Origin of the sequence: Pedobacter sp. 22163, from assembly GCF_052045595.1 — a bacterium.
Lineage (GTDB): Bacteria > Bacteroidota > Bacteroidia > Sphingobacteriales > Sphingobacteriaceae > Pedobacter.
In genome coordinates this window covers 39,181-61,368 of sequence record NZ_JBQEPM010000003.1, presented here as the reverse complement: position 1 = coordinate 61,368, position 22,188 = coordinate 39,181, and the positions used below count along the sequence as shown (strand labels likewise).

Genomic DNA, 22,188 nt, shown 5'->3' with positions numbered 1-22,188 from the left:
AGCATGAATTCCTGTTACCAAGACCTGGAAAACCTGTTTCTTTCCGTTATTAATAAATCGTTAAGTGCAATACTTAAGTGATACCTTTAGGCACTAACCAAACCTTCAGAATTCCTTCAGAATTGAAACTTACCTTCGCCAACTACAAAGTCTGGCAAGTTAATTTCAAACTTTGGATTCATCATTAATATGAGCATTAAAGCAAAAACAAATAAATTACTCCATCAGAGATTTGGACCAGTTTTTTTAGTTACCGTACTATTATCTGCCATATCGCTGATTACGAGGCTTTCTTTACTAATTTATAGTGCATCATCTGTTGATTGGTCGATATTTAACCTATTTAAAATTCTGGTTATCGGTCTATTGTATGACCTTGCTGCTGCGTCTTTTGCGGTAATTCCGATTGTAATTTACCTATGGTTGCTCCCTTCTAAATGGTACGCCAGCAAATTCAACAAGATATTATTGTTCATTTATTTTTTCTTTGTTGTTTTCACGCTAATCTTCAATGCCATTTCAGAATGGTTCTTCTGGGAGGAATTTTCAGTCCGTTATAACTTTATAGCTGTCGATTACCTGGTATATACCACAGAGGTTATTGGAAACATCCGCCAATCGTACCCGATCAACAGCATTATGGTTGCTTTGGTGATTATCACAGCACTAATCGTTTATCTTTTAAGAAAATCTATCACAACGTCTACCACCAATAAAACCGGTTTCGGCAAACGAACCATTATTGCATTGATTCTTTTGTGCCTGCCTGTTCTTACTTATTTTGGGGTAAGCCATAGATGGAAATACCACAGTAAAAATCAATATGTAAATGAGCTTTCTGGCAATGGCATTTACGATTTTGGATTTGCTTTTTGGAACAATCAGCTCGATTACAATACTTTTTACAAAATCCTCCCGATTAAAAATGCCGAATCTATTCTGAGCAATTTGCTTCAACAAGATTCTACTGCCAAAAACGGAACATTTAAAAATACATTCAGAGCGATAAATAACGCAGGCATCCAAAACAAAATGAATGTGGTACTGATTAGCGTAGAGAGCTTAAGCGCTGAATTTTTATCTGCATTTGGCAATACACAGCATATTACACCCCAGCTCGATTCACTTGCAAAAGAAGGTTTGCTCTTTAATAATTTATACGCTTCGGGAACGCGTACAGTGCGCGGTTTGGAAGCACTTTCACTTTGCATCCCACCTACCCCTGGGCAATCGATCGTAAAACGTCCCGATAATAAAAACCTCTTCACCTTAGGTAGCATATTTCGTTCGAAAGGCTACAATAGCAGGTTTATTTATGGCGGTTATGGGTATTTCGACAATATGAACGAGTTCTTTTCCAACAATGGTTACCAGGTAACGGATAGAAGTGCACTACAGGATTCAGAAATCCATTATTCTAATATCTGGGGGGTTGCTGATGAAGATTTATTTACACTTTCGTTACGCGAACTGGATAAAGATTATAAAGACAAAAAACCCTTCTTTGCACAGATTATGACGGTTTCGAACCACCGTCCATACACTTATCCCGAGGGGAGGATTGATATTCCATCACACACTGGCAGAGAAGGTGCTGTTAAATATACCGATTACGCTATTGGTAAGTTTATACGGGAAGCAAAACAGAAACCCTGGTTTTCGAATACCTTATTCGTTATTGTTGCTGATCACTGTGCTTCGAGTGCTGGTAAAGTACAGTTACCGGTAGATAAATATCATATTCCTATGATTTTTTATAGTCCAGGGCATATTGCACCAGGCAAATTTGAGAAACTCACCGCACAGATTGATATTGGCCCCACCATTTTGGGCTACCTCAATTTCAGTTACGACAGTAAGTTTTTCGGTCAGGATGTATTTAAAATGAAAGATAGCGAAGAAAGGGCATTTATAAGCACCTACCAGAGTTTAGGTTACATTAAAAATAATAAGCTGGTTATTCTTGATCCGAATAAAAAAGCAACTACTTACAAACCCGATTTTACGAACGGAAATGCTGTAGCCATACCAGCAGATCAGAAATTGATTAATGAGGCTATATCAAATTACCAGATGGCATCGTACCTCTACCAAAATGGTTTGTACGGTTTTGAATCTAAAAAGAAACCTTAATAAATTTAACCATGGGCATAAATATTGGGTTACTGGTCTGGAAAGAGATGAAGGCAAAATCGATGAGTAGAGATCAACTCGCCGAGAAAATAAGTGTTAGCAAACATCGGGTAGATACTTTACTTAAATCGGCCTCGGTAGATACCAATTTATTAATAAGAATCTCTATTGCACTTGGTATTAATTTTTTCGAATACTATCGTAAAGATGAAGATCTGGCTCAATTTGAAATCGATATCCTTGTGCAAAGTGATGAGGAGCTTAATGAGCTTAAAAATTTAATCAAAGAAAAAAATAAATTGCTCGAACTTTACGAAGAAACCATTAAAAGCCAAAAGAAGATTATTGGCACATTAGAGAATCTTCGGAAACACTAACAATAAATTTAATTTATCTGCAGCAAGTTCAGTTTTAATGAACAAGCTGCAGTTATCATCAGGCTTCCAGTTTCCACTTTTTTGCCAATTCGGTATTAAATCCATCGTTTTCTTTAGGATTTGGCTCCCCCTTCCCTGTGGTAATCAACTTACACAAGCTTTCTTTTATGTAGTTAGTCCAGGCTTCCCTGCAAATTTCATAACATTCGTACTGCGGTACCAAGCCCTCGTGCGTAAAAGTTACAGCGGTTTGTTCGCCTTTTTTAGTAATATCGAAAACCAACTTCGTACCAATCCATTCGCTTTTATCGGTTGTAAACTTAAAGTAGTTATCCAATATTAACCAAACTACCTTTTGATCTGGAATCATTTCTATCAATTTCATTTTACAGTAATGAATATCTCTATAATGATAAACGGATTCGGCGTTAATGATATCGGTAGCTCCTTCAATAGCTTCCGACCACCATCCGCTAACATTTGTGATTGCATTAAATGCCTCATTCGGACTTTGATCTACCAAAATGGCGGCTGTAAAATCTTGCTTTTCCATGGTTCTGCTGTTGTTAAATTTAAGATTGATTAGAACAAAACAAATTTAACTGCAATATGCGTTGCAAGCAGGGTGTAAAATAGACATTGTAGCGGGTTGATTTGGACAGCATTAAGTTTTATCTTTATTACAGAAATAGCAAATTGATGCTAAACCAACATCATGTAAAATCATTAAGATGAAACACATTACCATCCTTGTACCCGACGGCCCGAACAACTTAAGTAGTATTGTTGGTTCGTACAAAATACTAAGCAGGGCTAATGCCTATTGGCAGGAAAACGGCAAAACACAGTTATTCAAAATTGAGTTGGCAGGTATTTCCAAAGCCGTCGATTTCTATGATGGTTTGTTTTCGGTGAAACCGCACAGACATATTTCAACTATAACCAAAACCGATCTTGTGATTATCCCTTCTTTAAACCACAACTACCAGCAGGCAATGGAAGGGAATAAAGAACTGATCGGATGGATTGCCATGCAGTATAAAAACGGTGCTGAAATAGCGAGTGTTTGCACCGGTGCATTCCTATTGGCATCAACTGGTTTATTAGACGGTAAAACCTGTTCCACTCACTGGATTGTAGCGGATAATTTCAGTAAAATGTTCCCAAAGGTAAATTTACAGCCCGATAAACTAATTACTGATGAAAATGGCATTTATACCAATGGAGGAGCATATTCTTTCTTAAACCTCCTGCTTTATCTGGTTGAAAAATACTTCGATAGACAAACGGCCATTTTCTGCTCAAAGGTTTTCCAGATTGAAATGGACAGACAAAGCCAATCCACCTTTATTATTTTTAAAGGGCAAAAACTGCATGGCGATGAAATGGTAAAAGAAGCACAATGTTATATCGAAAACCACCTGCAACAAAAAATATCTGTAGAAGACTTATCTACCAGGTTTGCGGTTGGCAGGAGAAGTTTTGATAGAAGATTTATCAAGGCAACGGGAAACACACCAATAGAATATTTGCAACGCGCCAAAATAGAATCGGCCAAAAAGGCTCTAGAATGCACTAGAAAAACCGTTAATGAAGTAATGTATGAGGTGGGTTATGCCGATGTAAAAGCCTTTAGAGAGGTATTTCGGAAAATCACAGGAATATCTCCACTGGAATATCGAAATCGGTACAATAAGGAAATGGTAATGTAAAATCATCAGGCAATACGCTCCTGTTGCCTGATGATCATATTTTACTTTACTAAGGTAGAAGGTGCATATCCAAATTCTTTTTTAAAGGCGAAAGAGAAATGCGACAAATCTTCAAAACCAGATTCCATATATACCTCAACAGGTTTTTTATGCTTTTCTACAAGTTGATAATGGGCCAGTTCCAATCTTTTTTGAGTTAGCCATCTTTGTGGAGAACGGTTAAATGCTTTTCTAAAATCGCGGTTAAAAGTAGATAAACTCCGGCCCATAAGGTATCCAAATTTCTCCAGAGGCATATTAAACATATAGTTTTTTTCCATAAAGTCAACCAGATCAATTTTACCAGGCTCCCGAAAATCAGACAGCACATTATCAATTTTAGGATCGATAAACCGAAGAATACTAATGGCTTCATTTATTTTTAATGCAGCAATATGTTCTGGAAAAGTTTCCTGAAGATCAAAATAAGGGATCAAAGATGCCAGGCAGCTTTTCAGTAATGGATGATGGCTAAAACTCAATATTTGCTGTGATACCTGTACTTTATTTTTCACCTCTATATCTGCGTAAAAATCCCTTAACCGTTTTGCCGATAAATGCATTACCACTGTTTTATGCGGCAGCCCATCTTTTGGGTAATTGATGATTGTGGCCAGTTGATTTCGGGGGATCAAAAAAATATCTCCCGCATTAAACACATGTTCTTTATTGGCCTCAATAATTTTAGTTTCTCCTGAGATAAACCATATCAGCATATGATTGTCGAAAACCACTTCAGTTTTAAACAACTTGTCTTCATAACAAGAGAGTTTAATCTCTGAAGTGATATATTTTGTTTGAAACTCCATTGTTGCTAAAATACAAATAATTGGTTTTAATTAATCGGCGTTGAATGTTATATCGAGCATTTCCTCACTCAAACTCCATAACCGTTTTGCATTTATTTCATCAACCGAATAAGACCTTACGCCATGCAAGGTTGATGGCTCAGACATCAAGTGTTCAATATTACCCAAATCTAACTCCGCTATATCAGCATCTTCGCAATATACTCCCCCAATTTCATTAATTAATGGGCTTGTAGCACACCAAACCGTTGTAGCAGCACCTTGTGTAAGTTGTTTCAGTTTCTTTTCTACCGCTGGAAAAATATTACCATCAGCATCATGTGTACCCATTTGTTGGAAAAGCTCCATAGGTGCTTCTCTTCCTAAATCGGTATGGTTAACCGAGCCGGGATGTACGGCATAAGCCCTGATGCCAGATTTTGCACCACGTGCATCCAGTTCGACTGAAAAAAGGTTATTGGCGGTTTTCGATTGTCCGTAGCCCAGTAAAGTTTCATATTGCCGATGTTCAAAGTTAGGATCTTCAAAATTGAAAGGCGCAATCTGGTGACCATAAGAAGAAACATTTACCACCCTGGCCCTATCAGCTTTTTTCAGCGCTGTCCATAATTTAGCCGTAAGCTGAAAATGCCCCAAATGATTGGTAGAAAGCTGCGACTCATAACCTCTTGCGTCTCTGCGCAGGGGTACCCACATAATACCCGCGTTATTAATCAAAAGATCAAGCGGCTGTCCACTTGCTAAAAATTTTCCTGCAAAGGCATTAATTGAATGATAATCCATTAAATCCATAACCTCCACCTCTACATTGGCCAGGCCGACTAAATTCCGCTTCGCTTTTTCAATGTCGCGGGCAGGTACAATTACCTTAGCACCTGCTTGTACAAATGTTTTGGTAGTTTCTAAACCTATACCAGCATAACCGCCAGTGATGATTGCCGTTTTTCCTTTAAGGTTAATGCCAGTTATCACATCAGTGGTTGTAGATGTAGCATTAAACCCTGAGCCTATTGGCTGTTGTAATGCACCGTTGTAATTATTTTTACTTTCCATTTTTTCTATTGTTTTATTTCACAACAAAAATAACGGACAACAACAGGTCTAGCTTTGTTCAAAACGCCAATCTTACTTTGTTTAAAATATCAACTTTTAACATCCAAAGTGCAGTCGGCAGCAGAAGAGTTAAACACCAAACTGTCTTAAGTGATGATCGGTGTGTTTATAAGAAAAAACACCGATCTGTTCTTTTGTCATCCGGCCAAAAAAGGGTTTGCCTTTTTGCGCTTGCACAGGCGTGTGTATTTCAAAAAAAGTGAAGTGCTTAAAATCATGCAAAACATTACAGATTAATTTAAGGAGGGAATTATTATGCACATGGAGATTATCACAAAAGAGGATTTAAACTGTAAAAGACAAGATCCCGTTTGCCCGTTAATTTGATAATTCCATTCCAAACAGTCATAATTTTAGTATATTAGGATAATCAAAAAGGGATGATAACCCAAATCAATCCATCTGATTAAAATCCCCAAAAAAAAATATTCCAAAATCCACCTTTACGCCACATTTACCCCACGTTTAGGCCACCTTCCGGCCAGGCTTGCTTATGGCTTACCGGCTACTTGCTTGCATACTGCTTCGCACTTGCTTGGGTTGAGTTATAGCCCTGATATAGATCTGGTAGGTCAAAGATTTGCGTCGCTTTAGATCAGCGTGTTAACAATAGCTAAATAAAATGTAAAGAGAAGGCTATCGTAAGGTATTGTTGGTCTAGACCTGTGTCGTAGACGATGTATGGCAAATCAGCCCTCTTAAAAAAACACATCAGAATAAGAAATACATTTTTTTGATTTAAGGCTATTAGCGTATCTCCATTTCCTTTCTCCAAACGAAACGACCATTAAAATCCAACCCTGCTTTTCAGAAGTTTAAAGCCAATAAAATGAGCCGAGTGACCATTTTAACGTGAAGTGCAGTGACCAGTAGGCCCAAAAAATTGGTCGCGATGATGAAACCAGGGCTGTTTTTAGCGAAAATCTCACTTTGCCGTGAGGTCTTTTGTGATCCCGCTGGGATTGGCTCAGCCCTGCAAAATCCCGAACTCGGCCCTGAGCCTTTTACAAATTGAACCCAGGCCAGCGCTTCTATTCGAATCCCAATGGGAATAAAACAAAAAAACCTCACATTGCTGTGAGGTCTTCTGTGATCCCGCTGGGATTCGAACCCAGGACCACTACATTAAAAGTGTAATGCTCTACCAGCTGAGCTACGGAATCATTTTGTCCCTTTCGAGGCTGCGAAGTTAGAAATTAAATTCATTCCTGCAAAGAACAAAGACAATCTATTTAATAAAAACTTAACATTAACGAAATGGAACACGGTTAAATCTTTATGGCTCATGCGGTTAAACCGCTATAAAAAAATCATAATTTATCTGTTTTTCTCTACTTTTTCTGTAGAAATCAATAAATATCTCGAAAATTACTTTTTTAACGCTCAAAAAAATCTTTTGCTTCCTGTTTATTTTTTCAATTTGGCTACAATGGCACAGCAAGCCAGTATCAATTCCAACCAATACTGTATTCCTTTTAAACTTAATTCGCAAATAACATTACAGTACAGGCAATACTAAAAACCAAAAGTACATTAAGCTTAACGTTGCATCCGGCTGCAAGCGATTTCACATCGCCCCAAGAAACTACCCCCACCTAACCAGTCTTAACTTTAGCCGGACCGACAGCATAAAAAGCTGGGGTGGCAATGCCAATACCTCAAAATATAAGTGAGCACAACACCATTGTATTGCTGGCATTAATGGGTGGAGATTTATTTTAAATTTTAGCCATCAACCAAGCTTTTTTATAGCTAGAAAACTATATATTAGCAATTGCCTGTCACTTTAAAAGTCTGGCACTTTACAAATTGTCATCTCATTATGAATATCAGTGAAAGGATAGATTTTATAACCAAAGATCATATCCATGTTTGCCGTTCAACCAACTTAAAATCTCATTTTAAGGATATCAGTAGCCTTAGGCGCTGGCCCTATTTTTTTGTACTTTTTTCCATTGGGAAACCTGCTTTGCATTGCATCGAAAATGAAAGAATCCCGGTACCCCTCAATCATTTCCTTTTTATTGGGCCAGATCGCTTTCATTCTTTTATTCCTGAGCAAGAGGGTGAATTTTGGGTTATATTTTTTGATTATGGCTTTTATGCGCGCACGCCAAATGATGCCTATTTTATACAGAATAATGCTCTTTTTTTTGATTTAAGTAAAATTTACATCAGCAAACCTTCAATCGATATCGGAGAATATGTTGAACTTCAAATGGTTTTTCTCGAAAACCTGACCAATCAACCCATGGTTCCCCTGATGAGCGACATCATGCACAATGCGGTTCAGGCCATTCTTTTAAGATCTACTTTTCTTTCGCAGGGACTTCAAACTCCTGAAATCCACTACAATAATAACGAAGACCGTGATATTGCAAACCGATTTCGCGAACTGCTGCACATTCATTATCAAAAAGAAAAGAAGTTAGATTATTATGCCAATGCTTTAAAAACCACACCGAGAAAACTAAATCAAGCCATTACAAATATTTATGGCCGTTCTGCCAAACAGCTGGTAACTGAAAAGATTTTTGAGGAAGCTAAAAGTAAACTGGCTCATAGTGCACTTACCATAAAAGAAATTAGCTACAGTATGGGTTTTACAGAGGAAAATAATTTTAGCGCTTTTTTTACTAAACATTCTGGTTACAGTCCAAAAAAATACAGAAATCTTCAGTTAAGTATCCACGCCGGATAGAAGTCTCTTCCTGTTTCAAATTTATATTTCTTTTCTCTGGCCACAAAACTGGTTTAAAAAAATCAAACTATCACGCAAGTTTAGGCGTTTTGCCGCATTATGTACTCGCTAAAAACAGTCAAAAATCTCCTCGTATCGACTATCCAGACAGACAAGATGAAAATGTTTGACAATTATCAACATTAAAATATAAAAAATAAAATACTGATTATCAGATGATTATCTAAAAAAAACAAAGATTCAGCCTTGTCTGCTTTTTTTAATATGTTTTTGGTTATTTTTCATATTTTCTCGATTCGGAATAGCGATACCTTTGCACTCCATTCAAACAGAGAAAGTAACATAAAATTTACAGACTGAAACAAGTCTTTCTTTTTGGTTGGTATAACAAAAATAGCATAAAATTTTAAAAAGCAAAATAATTAATCAAAGATCATGAAATCATTCCTTTTAAGTATCTCAGTAATCGCATTAACATTGGTTGGAAAAGTAGCCATTGCACAAACTGATAACGCAACACTTAATATCCGTCTTTACCCTATTCAAACCATTACTGTTAACACTACCCAAAAAACAGTAAACCTTGATTACAAAACCACTGCTGACTATACTGATGGAGTAAGTTTAGCAGAAGCCGATCACTTAACAGTTTACAGTACTGGTGCATTTGTCGTTAAAGTAAAATCAGCATCGGCTAACCTAACTGGCGCAAAAGCAAATATTGATGCGAATGATGTAACTATTAGTCCATTAGCTGGTACCAGTAACCAATTGGCTAACGCTACTTATACTCCACGTAACCTGAGCAATACAGACCAAATGATTATTTCGAGCAATACCGGAAGTGTGAACAAAAACTTTAACATTACCTATAAAGCTGCTGGTGCTCAGAAATACGTTGATAAATATTTCAAAACTGAAAACCCTACAGTATATACTACAACTGTGACCTATACTATTGAGGCAAACTAGTTATAAATAAATCTACACAGAGGCAATTTTGGGAGATACTCAAAGTTGCCTTTGTTGTATATTTGCCTTTCTAAAATCATCCGCCGCTGTTATGAAAAAAATATTTTGTTTTATGCCGCTTTTGATGTTAATGCTTTCCAATGTGGGGCATGCACAAACGGGCTTATCGGTAACTCCACCAAGGGTGTACTTCACAGTAGCGCCCGGAGAATCACAGCGTCAGAAAATTACGGTAAGTAATGTAAGCAAAACTTCTACACTGGATTTAAGCATTTCACTAAATGATTGGTCTTATGATGAAAAAGGGAACAATCTGATCCATAATGCAGGCAGTACGCCTACATCATGTGCAAAGTGGGTAGCCATTCTTCCTTCATCGTTTTTTTCACTTGCACCGGGCGAACACCGCGATATTGAAATTCAGCTCGCACCGCCAGCAAACTTAAAAGATAGCATCGCGGTGCATACGGCCATGCTTTATGTAAGTCAGCTTAATCCGGTTGATGATGTTAGCCAGAAAGGTACCAATATTAAAGTAGCTGTTCGTACCGGTATTAAATTATACCAAAGGCTTCCGATTAGTAGGAATGCAAATCTGGATATCGAAAATTTTGCAAAGGTTAAAGAAGAACTGGTACTAAAATTTGCCAATATTGGCAATGTTTGGGCTGATGGCACCGCCAGCTGCGAATTACTAAACAGGCAAACCGGAAAAAAAACGACCTTGAAAGACATTATTTTTTATTCTCTGCCAGGCGATAAACGCGATATTTATTTTACCCTTCCCCAAACACTCGAAAAAGGGGAATACGTAGCTTCTGCCGTGTTAAATTATGGCGATGATGCTACCGTAAAACTAGCTGAACTCGAGTTTAAACATGAATAGAAACAGCATTTCGCTTACTGCTATTATTATTTTGATGGCTGGCCTTCTACAACAGGCTATGGCACAGCCACGGATTGCTGCCAGCAACCAGAATTACATGCAGGTAAGTTCTTCGCAAACACAGACCTTTAGCAATGCTTATCAGGTTCAGATTTCGCTCGAAGGAAACAACAAAACCTATCCTAAATGGAGCCTGGCTACAGTTTTAAATCAGCAGATTACCAATAGTGAGGGTAAAACGCTTGCATACAATAAAATTAAGTTAAAACTGAGCGCCATCAACGGTGCAACCTTTCAGCAGATCGGCAGTGGCACTACCCCTGTTCCATTAAATTCACCTGGCATCCAAGCTTTATTGATCAGTTCATCCAATTACCCTTTATCAAATCACCAGGATGAATTTTATAAAAACATTGTGATCACTATTGATGTGATCCTTGAGGGAGGTTCCTATCTTGATGCGCTAAAAACCTGGCAGGCCTACTCCATTAATCTGGCTTTTGTTCTGCTGGATAACAACGGAACAGAGCTTGGCCGCTCTAGCGCCGTAAATGGTATGCAGATCCGTCCGGATGGTAATTATACTACGCCGGCAAGTTATGGCATTCAGATTCAAAACAATGCCAGATCGGGATTGCTGGAATTGAAAACAATGGCCGATTATACCAATGGTGCTTCGGTTAGTTATGCAGACGGACTAACCGTAACTGCAGCTACCCCTTATGCTATTCAGGTGAGAACCAGCAGTGCAAATTTCACCGCCGGTAACAATAGCCTTCCAGTATCGGTTGTAAATTTACAGCTAAGCGCAGGCAGTTCTGCCGGAACCACCGTAGCATTATCAGAAACCAGCCAGACTATTGGCACCGGCGGAAGCAGTACCACCATTGCCCAGGCTTACAGATACAATCTCCGCTATTTTACCAAAGCAAACGATAACAGGCTGATGAATGCGGTGCCCAATAATTATAGTGGCATATTAATCTACGAGATTATTCCACAGTAAATACTAAAATGGCATTTTTCCATCAAAGGATATTTTTATGGTGTAGCATTTTAGTGCTATGCTTTAGTATGCCCTCATTCGCACAAAACAGCAGCGAAATTAAGATCAGCACTGATAGCCTGATCAATATCGGCCGCGAAAAATTAATTTCCTTAAGTATCAGGATCGATAACAATAGCGATCAGAACTTTGAAGGCCATATTATGCCGGTTTTACCTAAAGGGTTTGGCCTGTTTGCCGACCAGCCCATTAAGGTGAAAGTTCAAAAAAAAGCACATACCTTTTACCCCTTTAAATTTCTTGTACTAAATAATGCTGTTGCCAAAACGAATCAAATGGTATTTCAGCTCCACGACTTAAACAATGCTTTACGCGCCGAGGTTAAAACGAGCATTTCTATGCTGCCTTTACGCGCTACAGAGCTTATTGTACTTACACCAAGTATTCTTTTAAAACAGATCGGCGATTCGCTAACAGTTAACCTGCTCATCCGCAATGCTGGTAATCAGGTTGAAGAATTAAAACTGATCGCCTCTTTCCCCTCAGACAACGGGCAAGGTAAAAATGTTTTACAAAAAGATATCAAACTATCTCCGGGAATGGAGCAACAGATAAGTTTTGGAAAGATCATTAACCGTGAGCTGTACCAGCTCAATAACTTTTACGTCAACATTGCTGGTATTTACAAAAACGGCGAACTTTTTGGCAATGGTATCGCCTATGTGCAGAATGCGGCAGCCAACAGGCAATTTGTTAGTGCCGAAATGCCTCAGAACATATTAAACAGAAATTTAACCAATCAGATTTCGCTCAGTAGCCAAAACCTCTTTAGCGATTCGCAATCCTGGCAGCTTAATGGCACCGGAGCCACTCAACTGGGGCATGGCATACTCGGCTTTAGCGTAGATGCCTATCAATGGAACAGCCTGGCTAACCGCCCGCTCATTAGCAATACCTGGCTTAACTACGAAGGAGATAAAAAAGGGATCACTGTGGGAAATATTTCAGAAAACCTCGAAAGTTTTGTTAACGGAAGGGGCGTAAAAATTTATACCCGGGCCGATGAAGACCGCCATGGTGTAGAAGCAGCATTTGTACAAAAGTCTTACAATCTTTTGGGTGACAATTTAAACTACGGGTATTCTGCTTATCTAAAAGCGAATGTAAAGGACACCAGTGGGCATGAACTCAGCAGTTCGTTTATTTTTGATTACGCTCCGTTAGAACAAAGCAGGAGTATTTTATCGGCCAATACGGTTTCTCTGCTAAACAAACGCAACCTCGTTATGAGTGTTAACCTTGGTGGCGGCCTTTCTCAGGACCTTTTAAATCCGGATGACATTAAACCCTCTTTTGCGTTGGGCACCAATTTTAGCGGCAATTGGCAAAAATTAAATTTTAGCAGCAATAATTTCTTTTCTACTGCCTATTACCCAGGTATACGCCGGGGTGTACTTCAGTTAAATGAGCGGATTAGCCGTTACTTTGGAAAACACAATGCATGGCTCGGTTTTAGCCTGTACAATTTTGATCCGGCCTATCAAAGAAACATATTCTTATTCCAACGAAACTATTCGTTACAGCGCATGGAGGCAGGTTGGGCAATTCCAGTTAAGGTGAACTTAAATTTAACGCTTACCGCTTCACGCGATCAGGAAAAATCAGATTACAACTTTTTGCAGACCGAAACCAACAAATTAACCGCATACCGCTTAAATGAATCCATTAACTGGCACAGCAGTGATTTTAGACAGAATATCTTTTTCTCGATGGACAATGGTTTTGGGCAGAATATGAATGGGAAAACCGAACTTCAGCTCCGCTTAAACGCCACATGGTCTAATAGCTGGATGAACCTTAATGCCTATCTGCAAAAAGGAAGTTTTTTACTTGCCGAATCTTATAATACTGGATTAAAGGAGCAAGAGATATACCGGTTTAGCATCAGTCCATCTTTTCATCAATATTTCTTCAATAAAAAACTACGCGCAGAAGCAGGTTTAATTTTTTACCGCGATGCTTTTTTCGGCAATAATATTACTTATACCGGTAAAGCAGATTATAAAATTACGCCTAAAACAGCTTTCTACATCAGCTCTTACGCGTATCAGTACAGAACCAGTTTTGCAAATTCTTCATTTAGAAGCTTACAGGCAGGCATTACTCAAAAATTAGCTGATCCAAGGCAACATATTCCTGGTAAAAAAGGGAATATTACCATCTTAATTTATAAAGACAACAACCAAAATGGCATTTTCGACGCTGGTGATGAACCTGCAAATTCAGGTACCTTATTGGTCAACAAAATTATTTTCATTATCCCGGCTAACGGAACCATCCAATACAGTAAAATACCTTATGGTGATTACAGTTTGAACATGCCTTTGCAAAACGGATATCAGATTATGCCGATGCATATCACCATAGATCAGAAGAATATGAAAATTAATGTTCCAATGCAGAAAAGTGGAAATGTAACTGGCAGAATTGCTATTAATTTTAACGAAACCAGAAGTCTGCAGATCGATCCATCGCTGGCAGGTATCAATATTCTAATAAAAGGCAAGGATGGTATGATCAGAGCCGTTAAAACAGGTGAAGACGGAGATTATTCTGTTTATCTGCCAGAAGGTAACTATCAGGCTTATCCAGATGTGATGCATCTGCCAGAACATGTTTACTTTGACGGCGAACCAGCTTTGATTACCGTAAAATCAGCAATGGCTACAATAATACCTACGATAACTTTAAAGGTCAAAGAAAAGAAGATTGAAATTAAGCGTTTTAAAAATTAGGACAAAAAAAATCATATGTCAGTTGAAGGATTGGTTTTTAGGGAACCCGGCGTTTGACATATGACTTTAAATATTTTCAGGTGTATTTTACCTTTCGGAAATAACTCTGCAAAGATGGTTTATTTAAAACCTATCGAAACTTTTTTTACATCAACCCCTTATTTCTTTACACGAAACCCCAGTATTGAAATTCAATTTCCAAGTTTTATAACAATTCCTTTCAGAAAATGTTTTAATTGCTAGATACATTTTGTAAAAAATAAAATCAAGATCAGTTAAAACACCAATCAAAGCAAGTTTAACATTCCCAATAGTTGTATATGGTAATGATCAATTTTTTATTTCCAAGTTAATTTTCATTTTTACAGATATATTTCCATTCCCTTAATGAATATTGAAAATACTTATGGTGAAGATAAGTGGGCTGCATTTGGAGGCTTTTCGCCACTTATTACAGTTTTCAAATCTTATCATCCGCTTAATGATGAAATTGAAAAAATTATTAACGGGCAAACCTTTCCCATCCGTTTTGCCAAAAACAAACACATTGCCTCGCCATTAAAGCATAATCGATATATCTTCCTTATTTTGGAAGGAGCAGTACATGGTTACCTTAAAATGGGAAACAAAAAAATTACGACCTGGATTGCTGCCGAAAATGAACTGGCGGGAACCATCAGAAATTTGTGGGAGAATGAAATCTCTGATGAATATATAGAAACGATCGATCCGGTATTTGCAATTGCCATTCCGCACGAAATGTCGAAACTGCTTTACGACAAGTTTCCGATCGCCAACTATGTGGGCCGTAAAATGACAGAAATTTATTTCCTCGGAGCAACTGAACGTGCTTATATAAGCAGGCTGCCCTCTGCATTGAAACGTTATCAAAGATTCCTGGTTTCCTATCCTCATTTAATAAACCGTGTGCCACTTAAGTATATTGCATCATTTATCGGCATGCGGCTCGAAACACTGAGCAGGATTAGGAAAAAAGCACTTAATGAAAAAGAATAGTATGCCAGCTTTCTGATATGAATTCCCCTGCTGTGCAGCAAACATTTACACTTTAAGCATGCCGGTTTGGTAGAAGAGTGGATAAAAATTTGGGTGATATCCTTATGGATTTCCTGAAAGCTAAAGTGTAGATAAAAATACAGCGGTTCACAAATGCCTGTAGAAAAAGCGCCCGGAAAAGCAGTTCCTTTCCAGATGAGATTTTGAATAAATAAATGCAATTTATAACAATAAAGAGCAAAATCCGCCTCTTAAATAATTTAGGAGACGGATTTTTTTCTTAGATCTTATTATAAACCCCAGCCATATCTGATACGGGTTAATCCCGATTGATTGGTGGTTGTTAAGGTAATATTTGTTCCGCTTCCACCACGGTTCTGAATACTGTAACTGTCGTTATCTCTAAGCCCGGGCCAGTACACGCTGGCAACCTTATCATTTCTAAATACATTGGTAGAACCAACTATATAGGCTATTTCATTATCGCTACCAACCGAACCGGTATAGTTTTTACCCGTAGTCATGGCTGCACCATATTCGGTAACGACAGTTCGACTGGCGTAACTACCAAAACGGCTTCGCCAATCCGCTTCCCAGGCCGATTGTGTTCTGGTAGCCCAAAATGCATAATTATGAAGTGATAAGAGGCAGTTCGAAAAGCGGCTATCTGCTCCAACAGCTGTTACATTTTCCGAATAGCCTGTACCACCTAAAAGAATCCGGCCTTTGCTTACATTGGGGTAACGGGAAAGCCATTCGGCATAGATAGTGGTTAATTGGGCCAATGTATAACCATAGGGCTCATTCATGGGTTCGAAATACACGTTTGCATTACTTCCATATTTATTAACTACGGTTTGCCACATGGTCCAAAACTGGGTAGTGTCATCAATAGTACCATTATGGGAAGATGCACTCTCCCAACAAGCCAAAATCACTTTCATGTTCTTGCTTAGTGCACGATCTATTGCACCAGTATATGCACTCCACCACGAATCGGATACACTTGGCGGGTTAATTGGTAACCTTACCGTATTAACACCGGGCATGTTATTTTGAAAACCCGTTAATATCGCATTTGCCTTTGCTGATACCGTGGTGTAATCATCACCAGCGGTTAAGCCTGAAGGGATTACCCAGCCATCAACAAAATTATCCCGACCGTCCGCCCAGTTTACACCTGCAATACCCGCAGCACCAACCGATTCTAAATCTGCTTTTTGAGCATCAATAACACCTGTTTTTCCGATATCAGGCGGAGTTTCTGTAATTAATTCTTTTTTTTCACAGCCCATTAAGCACACGCTTAACATAACGGCCATTGTTGCAATTGACGTTTTAATTTTCATAGGTAATGATTTAATATTTGGTTAGTGAGGCGTTAACCAGAAGAAATCGAAATGTTATTTATTTTTTTAGTTCATTCAAAATAGGTTTAGCCAGGCTGCTTAATGTATGTTGTTTAGGTTTAAGCAGTTCGAAAACTACAATTTCATTCTTTCCCTTCTTAAGCCATTCTGCAGGCAAATAAATGGTTTGTTGTGGCCCGATAGCCCAATATTTACCCAAATTATGGCCATTAACCCAAACCAGTCCTTTTCCCCACTGGCGCATATCTAAATAAGTGTCGGCAACTTTGGTTAAATTAAAGGAAGCCGATTTAAGTACCGCCGCAGACTGGCTATTTACTTTAGGCTGTATTTTTCGGGCATCTATTTTATCAAATGGCAAGGGATACATTTTCCATGATTTAACCTCTTCACCATTAAAAGTTACATTTTTGGTAATCCCTTTATTATTTTTAAGTAAGTAAGGACCAAAATTAATTCTACCCATGTTTTCTACTAAAATATCAAGTTGTACATTGCCAGCAGGAAGATCGACCGTTAAACTATCTTGATAAAGTCGCCTGTCTAAAACACCTACAAGTTTTTTGTTGATATATACTAATCCGTAATCGCGAAGCTCGTTGATTTTAATTACGCCTTTGCGCCCACCTTTTATGGTGCTGTTGTACAATACAAAACCATAAGGTTGGTTAAGGGCTTCGAAGGTTAATGGTTTTTCACTTAATAGAGGTTTCCCAACCAGGTTAAAGATGTTTGTTGATTTGGTAAAGGTAATTACAGGCAACGCAGCTGCCGGTTTGGCGGCGGGTACAACAGGAAGTGTTTGGTTGGCAGGCAAATTCTTTTTAATCGCTTCGCGGAAAAGCATAAATTTTGGCGTTGCATTACCTGCTTCATCTAATGGCGCATCATAATCATAACTGCTTATCTGTGGTTCGTAAGCAGTAGAATCGTTGTAATTTGCCCCATTCATAAAACCTCTGGTTGTACCCCCGTGAAACATATACATGTTAATAGAAATGCCTCCTTTTAATACGGTGTCGAGTTTATTGGCATACGTTTTTGGATCTACCTGATGGTGTTTTGTACCCCACCAATCGAACCATGCCGGATACCATTCTGGCACAAAGTAAGGTCCGTTACCATTGTTATATTTATTGATCAGCGTTCTGATCTGAGCAGGATTATCGATGCCATTTACGCCAGGAAGCAAACCCGCTAAATGACCACCTTCTAATGCAGGGACAGGATCGCAGGTAGAAAGTACGCCATCAAAACCGGCATCTTTAAAGAGCTGGGCATTGATCTTCAGGTATTCCTTATCATTTCCGTAAGAACCATATTCGTTCTCTACCTGTACCATTAAAATGTTGCCACCATGGTTAATCTGCAATGGCGCTAAACGTTTACCAATCTCTGTAAGGTATTCTTTATATTCTTTTAAATATTGTGCTTCTTTACTCCTTACCTGTAAACCTTTAATGTTCTGTAGCCAAAATGGATAACCGCCAAATTCCCATTCGGCACATACATATGGACTAGGGCGAAGCAATACCCACAATCCTTCTTCTTTGGCTATACGTACAAATTCGGCAATATCATTATTGCCCGAGAAATCGAATTTATCTTTTTGAGGTTCATGTACATTCCAAAATACATAGGTACCAATGGTATTTAAGCCCATGGCCTTAGCCATTTTCATTCTATCGCGCCATGCTTCTCTAGGTATGCGGGGGTAATGCATTTCGCCTGAAATAATCTGAAAGGGTTTATTATCAAGCAGAAAAACAGCGTCTGCAAGTTTAAAAGTGTGCTGAGCCTGTGCAAAAGCACCAAAGCTGGAAAACCAGGTAATTAAAATTACTGTAATCTTCAGGAGTTTGAGGATAGGTTTCATTTAAGATATATTTTAATATTTAAAAAGTTAAAAGCATAGTTTTCCCATATCGATTTGTAAAGTGCTATTCAGCTCAAAACAAAATGATTGAGATAAAAAAATAAGGAGCTTTATAATTACAGACTAAGAAAATTAATTACTAAGTATGGTGGTCACAGATTTAGCAGGGACACGAACTCGTTTCGTATCTTTATATTGTTTATAGGGTGATAAATTGTATTCGGCAGAAGTAACATAGGTTTGTACAAAACTTTGCTTATTCCCTTTTACATCGATATCCAGATCGAAATCATTTTCTGTAGGGTTAACGGCTACCGTTACGAGCTTTCTATTTTGCAAGTAAGACGATATATACACTTGTGGTACTTTTTCTTCAATTGTTTTAACCTGAAGCCGCTTACTACCGACGCTGATAAAACGGCTATAATTGCCTAAAGCCCATAACATTTTACTATCGTACACCCTTCCGTCTGTTTTATTTTTATCGATATAAACCAGACCATCTTTATAATCGCCTGTTGATACAGCCAGCCACCATTGCCATGATGTAGCGTTGGATATCACCAGATCATGATGGATTAACTTTGCAATAAACAAAGCGGTTACCATACCCAGATCGCGTTTTTCGCCTTTCAGCACATCATCACCCAGCACACAATATTCAGACATCCAATACCTTAAACCTTGTATCCGGGCTACTGCTTCCGCTGTTTTTTTACGGGTATTTATGAATTTTTGTTCAGGGCTTGTTGTAAAATAGCTATGTCCTGAAATCGAATGATCAATATTGGAAAGATTGCCAACATAATTAGGAGATGCAGTATTAAAGAATTGAAAAACCTGATTTCCTTTGGCCTCATTACCATTATCATATAAATAATCAAGCTGACCTGCTTCTCCTATCTGTATTTTAGTTTTGATCTGATTTTTAGCGAACGCATCATTTACACCTTTATAAAGCTGGGCCAATTCGGTATTATTATATGGGCAGCCTTCCTGTTTGTGCTCATTCCATTTCCACTGTGGCTCATTTGCAGGGCTGAGGTAATCCAGTTCTATGCCTGTTGTTTTTTTTATTCCATTAATTGTGGCTACGAGATCGGCAGAAAATCCGGGAAGTTTATCAAAATTCAGGTTGCAGTTACCATCGGTAGAATATGCTTTCCCGTTTTTGGTAAAAAGCACATGTGGACTGTTTACAAAGCCAATAAACTGTTTTACACCACGGGTTTTAGCGGCCTTTAAAAACCAGATTTGTCCTGGCATTGCATTCCAATCATAACTACCATCTGGTTGCAGAAAAGCGTATTGACGACGCCATTCGTCGCCAATATCGCTTGCCTTACCTTGGGCGGCACTGCCGCCACCAATACTGAAACGCCACATATTAAGGCCAATACCTAGGGGCTGACCCAATTTTGTAGTTTGGGTACTAAAAAGCAAATCAGCCATCTTATCCTTTTTTTCTGCAGGCCACAATCCGGCAAACTGACAAGTCCAGGCATCAGAAGCACCGAACCCTTCTATGGTTTGGAATGTAATAGCTGGATCGATCTCTATCTTTACAACAGCCTCTTGTGCAAGGGCAGTTTCGCCATAGAAAAACATGGCCAGGCAGATAAAAAAACAGTTAAGGTGTTGATATGACTTTATCATATAAAATTTTAATTTCTATTTATTATAACCAAAGTTTTGGTCCAATTTACCACCTGATGCTAAAATTTCGGCTCTGGGTATAGGTAACCAATAGTGTTTGGTTTCAAACTTGCGTCCATCTAAAGCAACCTTAGGTGTATAAGTAAATCCACTAGCTGTTTTGGTAATAATCATTCCACCAGCAGGTTTATTTTCTGTTACATCGGCAATTTTCCATCTTCTTACATCATAAAAACGATGTTCTTCAAAGGCTAATTCTACCCTACGCTCGTAACGAACTGCATCGCGCATTTGTGATTGTGTAAGTCCGACAGCTAATGCCGGCATATTCACACCAGATCTTGCCCGTACCATATTTATCGCTTGCCTTGCCGTCATTGTTGCCCCGGCAGGAACAGCATCAGGACCATAAGCTTCGTTTGCCGCTTCTGCATAATTAAGCAAAATTTCTGCATATCTAAAATAGATCCAAGGTTGAAAACCTGCATTTCCCCATGGGTTTTGTAAAGGATATGCATTGTTCATGAATTTTTTAAGATAATAACCCGTTTTAGTTGTATTCCAGTTATCAATTCCGTCTTTACTGTCTTTCCCACCAGGAATAAACGTTTCTACATTACGTTCGCGGTAAGCCGCTCCGTTGTACAGAATAGTTGCGGCAAAACGTGGATCGCGGTCTTTATATGGATTGTTAGCATCATAACCAGAGGTTGGGTCGGTAATCGGTTTTCCGTTGGTCATTTCGTAATCATCTACCAGGTTCTGCATAGGAAGATTTCCTCCCCAACCGCCATAACCGTTTGGCCCGTTGGCAATCTCCAGGTGTGTATGGTTGGCATTTTTTGTAAATAATCTGGCAAAGATGATTTCGTTATTCTGATCATTCAGGAACAGGTTTTCATAGCCTCCGTTAAAAATACTATATTTATTTAAGGCAATAACAGCTTGCGCCGCTGTTGCTGCTGCCTCCCATGTACCCGCATTGTACAATGGACTAGCGGCATATAAAAGCAAACGCGATTTAAGTGCCAGTGCAGCACCTTTAGTGGCTCTACCCGGCATCCAGCTACTGCTATTATCCAGTGGCAGATCTGCAGCCGCTTCATTGAGCTGGGTCACAGTATAATCAATGCTCTCTTTTATTGTTGCGCGCTGAAATAAAGCCGGGTCTTGTAAATTATCAGTCAGGCTGGTTACTTTATCGCCCATTAAAACTACGCCTCCATAGTTTCGAATTAAATCCTGATAACGGAAAGCCCTTACAAATTTGAGCTCCGCGATCAATTGTTTTTTATGCGATGGGCTCATCGCAATTTTAGCAAGCACACCAAGCGCATAATTACATTCTCTTATGCTTTTGTAGCTTCTGCCCCAATATACACCCGCGCTGCCTAAATTTTCAGGGGCCAGCTGGCCTCTTTGAATCAACCAGGTAAAATCATCGTTATTGTAAACAGATTCGTCTGTGTATGAACTCCACATACTGTATTCGAAGCCCCTGCCAAACCCAGGTGCAGAACCATCACCCTCTTTATCTTGTAATCGGGTGGCAATATACCTGTTGGTTACATAAGCTTCCAGAACAGACGTATCGCTCTCTATAGTAGTGGTAGAAATCCGGTCTGTTGGTTCTACATTTAAAAAATCTTTTTTACAGCCCACCACACTCAAAGCGATTAATGATAAGCCGAATAATATTTTATGTATTGATTTAGTATTCATGATG

General features: G+C 38.7%; 16 protein-coding genes and 1 tRNA gene. 9 read left to right on the top strand and 8 right to left on the bottom strand.

From position 1 onward, the window contains the following. Positions 1 to 189: 189 nt before the first annotated feature. On the top strand, positions 190 to 2,133 hold the full coding sequence (locus ACTJKN_RS08730; RefSeq protein ID WP_440824143.1) for an LTA synthase family protein: 1,944 nt from the start codon (positions 190 to 192) through the stop codon (positions 2,131 to 2,133). An 11-nt stretch (positions 2,134 to 2,144) separates the two neighbouring features. Next, positions 2,145 to 2,510 carry a helix-turn-helix domain-containing protein gene (locus ACTJKN_RS08725; RefSeq protein ID WP_440824141.1) on the top strand — a complete coding sequence of 122 codons (366 nt, stop codon included), beginning with the start codon at positions 2,145 to 2,147 and terminating at the stop codon, positions 2,508 to 2,510. Between the two features lie 58 nt (positions 2,511 to 2,568). Here ACTJKN_RS08725 and ACTJKN_RS08720 read toward each other — a convergent pair whose 3' ends face one another. Then, positions 2,569 to 3,063, bottom strand: coding sequence for an SRPBCC family protein (locus ACTJKN_RS08720; protein WP_440824139.1), 495 nt, complete (start codon positions 3,061 to 3,063; stop codon positions 2,569 to 2,571). A 178-nt stretch (positions 3,064 to 3,241) separates the two neighbouring features. On the opposite strand from ACTJKN_RS08720, the gene ACTJKN_RS08715 reads away from it, so the two are divergent. Further along, positions 3,242 to 4,222 (top strand): GlxA family transcriptional regulator, encoded by a 981-nt coding sequence (locus ACTJKN_RS08715; protein ID WP_440824138.1) that lies wholly within the window; start codon positions 3,242 to 3,244, stop codon positions 4,220 to 4,222. A gap of 41 nt (positions 4,223 to 4,263) precedes the next feature. Here ACTJKN_RS08715 and ACTJKN_RS08710 read toward each other — a convergent pair whose 3' ends face one another. The 3 genes from ACTJKN_RS08710 to ACTJKN_RS08700 form a co-directional block, all read right to left on the bottom strand. Next, positions 4,264 to 5,070, bottom strand: coding sequence for an AraC family transcriptional regulator (locus ACTJKN_RS08710; protein WP_440824137.1), 807 nt, complete (start codon positions 5,068 to 5,070; stop codon positions 4,264 to 4,266). 30 nt (positions 5,071 to 5,100) lie between these two features. After that, positions 5,101 to 6,123, bottom strand: coding sequence for an SDR family NAD(P)-dependent oxidoreductase (locus ACTJKN_RS08705; RefSeq protein ID WP_440824135.1), 1,023 nt, complete (start codon positions 6,121 to 6,123; stop codon positions 5,101 to 5,103). A 1,150-nt stretch (positions 6,124 to 7,273) separates the two neighbouring features. Further along, positions 7,274 to 7,346, bottom strand: a tRNA-Lys gene (locus ACTJKN_RS08700). Positions 7,347 to 8,005: 659 nt separating this feature from the next. Here ACTJKN_RS08700 and ACTJKN_RS08695 point away from each other — a divergent pair. The 6 genes from ACTJKN_RS08695 (at position 8,006) to ACTJKN_RS08670 (ending at position 15,560) form a co-directional block, all read left to right on the top strand. Next, a complete protein-coding gene (locus ACTJKN_RS08695) occupies positions 8,006 to 8,884 on the top strand; it encodes a helix-turn-helix domain-containing protein (protein WP_440824133.1) in 879 nt (292 codons plus the stop codon). A 435-nt stretch (positions 8,885 to 9,319) separates the two neighbouring features. Next, positions 9,320 to 9,856 (top strand): hypothetical protein, encoded by a 537-nt coding sequence (locus tag ACTJKN_RS08690; RefSeq protein ID WP_426328870.1) that lies wholly within the window; start codon positions 9,320 to 9,322, stop codon positions 9,854 to 9,856. A 91-nt stretch (positions 9,857 to 9,947) separates the two neighbouring features. Next, a complete protein-coding gene (locus tag ACTJKN_RS08685; protein ID WP_440824131.1) occupies positions 9,948 to 10,742 on the top strand; it encodes a fimbrial biogenesis chaperone in 795 nt (264 codons plus the stop codon). After that, complete coding sequence (locus ACTJKN_RS08680) at positions 10,735 to 11,748, top strand: hypothetical protein (protein ID WP_440824129.1); 1,014 nt, start codon at positions 10,735 to 10,737, stop codon at positions 11,746 to 11,748. The genes ACTJKN_RS08685 and ACTJKN_RS08680 overlap by 8 nt, the downstream gene beginning before the upstream one ends. A 68-nt stretch (positions 11,749 to 11,816) precedes the next feature. Then, entirely contained in the window at positions 11,817 to 14,543 is a 2,727-nt protein-coding gene (locus tag ACTJKN_RS08675) for an MSCRAMM family protein (protein WP_440824127.1), read from the top strand. A 387-nt stretch (positions 14,544 to 14,930) separates the two neighbouring features. Then, positions 14,931 to 15,560, top strand: a complete 630-nt coding sequence (locus ACTJKN_RS08670) for a Crp/Fnr family transcriptional regulator (RefSeq protein WP_440824125.1) — start codon at positions 14,931 to 14,933, stop codon at positions 15,558 to 15,560. 290 nt (positions 15,561 to 15,850) lie between these two features. On the opposite strand, the gene ACTJKN_RS08665 is transcribed toward ACTJKN_RS08670, so the two are convergent. From ACTJKN_RS08665 to ACTJKN_RS08650, 4 genes are all read right to left on the bottom strand, one after another. Further along, a complete protein-coding gene (locus ACTJKN_RS08665; RefSeq protein ID WP_440824123.1) occupies positions 15,851 to 16,909 on the bottom strand; it encodes a cellulase family glycosylhydrolase in 1,059 nt (352 codons plus the stop codon). Positions 16,910 to 16,967: 58 nt separating this feature from the next. Next, complete coding sequence (locus ACTJKN_RS08660; RefSeq protein WP_440824121.1) at positions 16,968 to 18,806, bottom strand: glycoside hydrolase family 35 protein; 1,839 nt, start codon at positions 18,804 to 18,806, stop codon at positions 16,968 to 16,970. A gap of 132 nt (positions 18,807 to 18,938) precedes the next feature. Then, the gene (locus tag ACTJKN_RS08655; protein ID WP_440824119.1) at positions 18,939 to 20,462 is read right to left on the bottom strand and encodes a glycoside hydrolase; all 1,524 of its coding nucleotides are present in this window, start codon (positions 20,460 to 20,462) and stop codon (positions 18,939 to 18,941) included. A 15-nt stretch (positions 20,463 to 20,477) separates the two neighbouring features. Then, positions 20,478 to 22,184 (bottom strand): RagB/SusD family nutrient uptake outer membrane protein, encoded by a 1,707-nt coding sequence (locus ACTJKN_RS08650; protein ID WP_440824117.1) that lies wholly within the window; start codon positions 22,182 to 22,184, stop codon positions 20,478 to 20,480. Positions 22,185 to 22,188: the final 4 nt, after the last annotated feature.

Excerpts from the sequence above, each read along its gene's own strand:
- ACTJKN_RS08650 (WP_440824117.1), bottom strand. The coding sequence starts at position 22,184 with ATGAATACTAAATCAATACATAAAATATTATTCGGCTTATCATTAATC.
- ACTJKN_RS08730 (WP_440824143.1), top strand. The coding sequence starts at position 190 with ATGAGCATTAAAGCAAAAACAAATAAATTACTCCATCAGAGATTTGGA.
- ACTJKN_RS08665 (WP_440824123.1), bottom strand. The coding sequence starts at position 16,909 with ATGAAAATTAAAACGTCAATTGCAACAATGGCCGTTATGTTAAGCGTG.
- ACTJKN_RS08690 (WP_426328870.1), top strand. The coding sequence starts at position 9,320 with ATGAAATCATTCCTTTTAAGTATCTCAGTAATCGCATTAACATTGGTT.
- ACTJKN_RS08725 (WP_440824141.1), top strand. The coding sequence starts at position 2,145 with ATGGGCATAAATATTGGGTTACTGGTCTGGAAAGAGATGAAGGCAAAA.
- ACTJKN_RS08670 (WP_440824125.1), top strand. The coding sequence starts at position 14,931 with ATGAATATTGAAAATACTTATGGTGAAGATAAGTGGGCTGCATTTGGA.
- ACTJKN_RS08715 (WP_440824138.1), top strand. The coding sequence starts at position 3,242 with ATGAAACACATTACCATCCTTGTACCCGACGGCCCGAACAACTTAAGT.
- ACTJKN_RS08695 (WP_440824133.1), top strand. The coding sequence starts at position 8,006 with ATGAATATCAGTGAAAGGATAGATTTTATAACCAAAGATCATATCCAT.
- ACTJKN_RS08685 (WP_440824131.1), top strand. The coding sequence starts at position 9,948 with ATGAAAAAAATATTTTGTTTTATGCCGCTTTTGATGTTAATGCTTTCC.
- ACTJKN_RS08660 (WP_440824121.1), bottom strand. The coding sequence starts at position 18,806 with ATGAAACCTATCCTCAAACTCCTGAAGATTACAGTAATTTTAATTACC.
- ACTJKN_RS08655 (WP_440824119.1), bottom strand. The coding sequence starts at position 20,462 with ATGATAAAGTCATATCAACACCTTAACTGTTTTTTTATCTGCCTGGCC.
- ACTJKN_RS08680 (WP_440824129.1), top strand. The coding sequence starts at position 10,735 with ATGAATAGAAACAGCATTTCGCTTACTGCTATTATTATTTTGATGGCT.
- ACTJKN_RS08720 (WP_440824139.1), bottom strand. The coding sequence starts at position 3,063 with ATGGAAAAGCAAGATTTTACAGCCGCCATTTTGGTAGATCAAAGTCCG.
- ACTJKN_RS08675 (WP_440824127.1), top strand. The coding sequence starts at position 11,817 with ATGCCCTCATTCGCACAAAACAGCAGCGAAATTAAGATCAGCACTGAT.
- ACTJKN_RS08705 (WP_440824135.1), bottom strand. The coding sequence starts at position 6,123 with ATGGAAAGTAAAAATAATTACAACGGTGCATTACAACAGCCAATAGGC.
- ACTJKN_RS08710 (WP_440824137.1), bottom strand. The coding sequence starts at position 5,070 with ATGGAGTTTCAAACAAAATATATCACTTCAGAGATTAAACTCTCTTGT.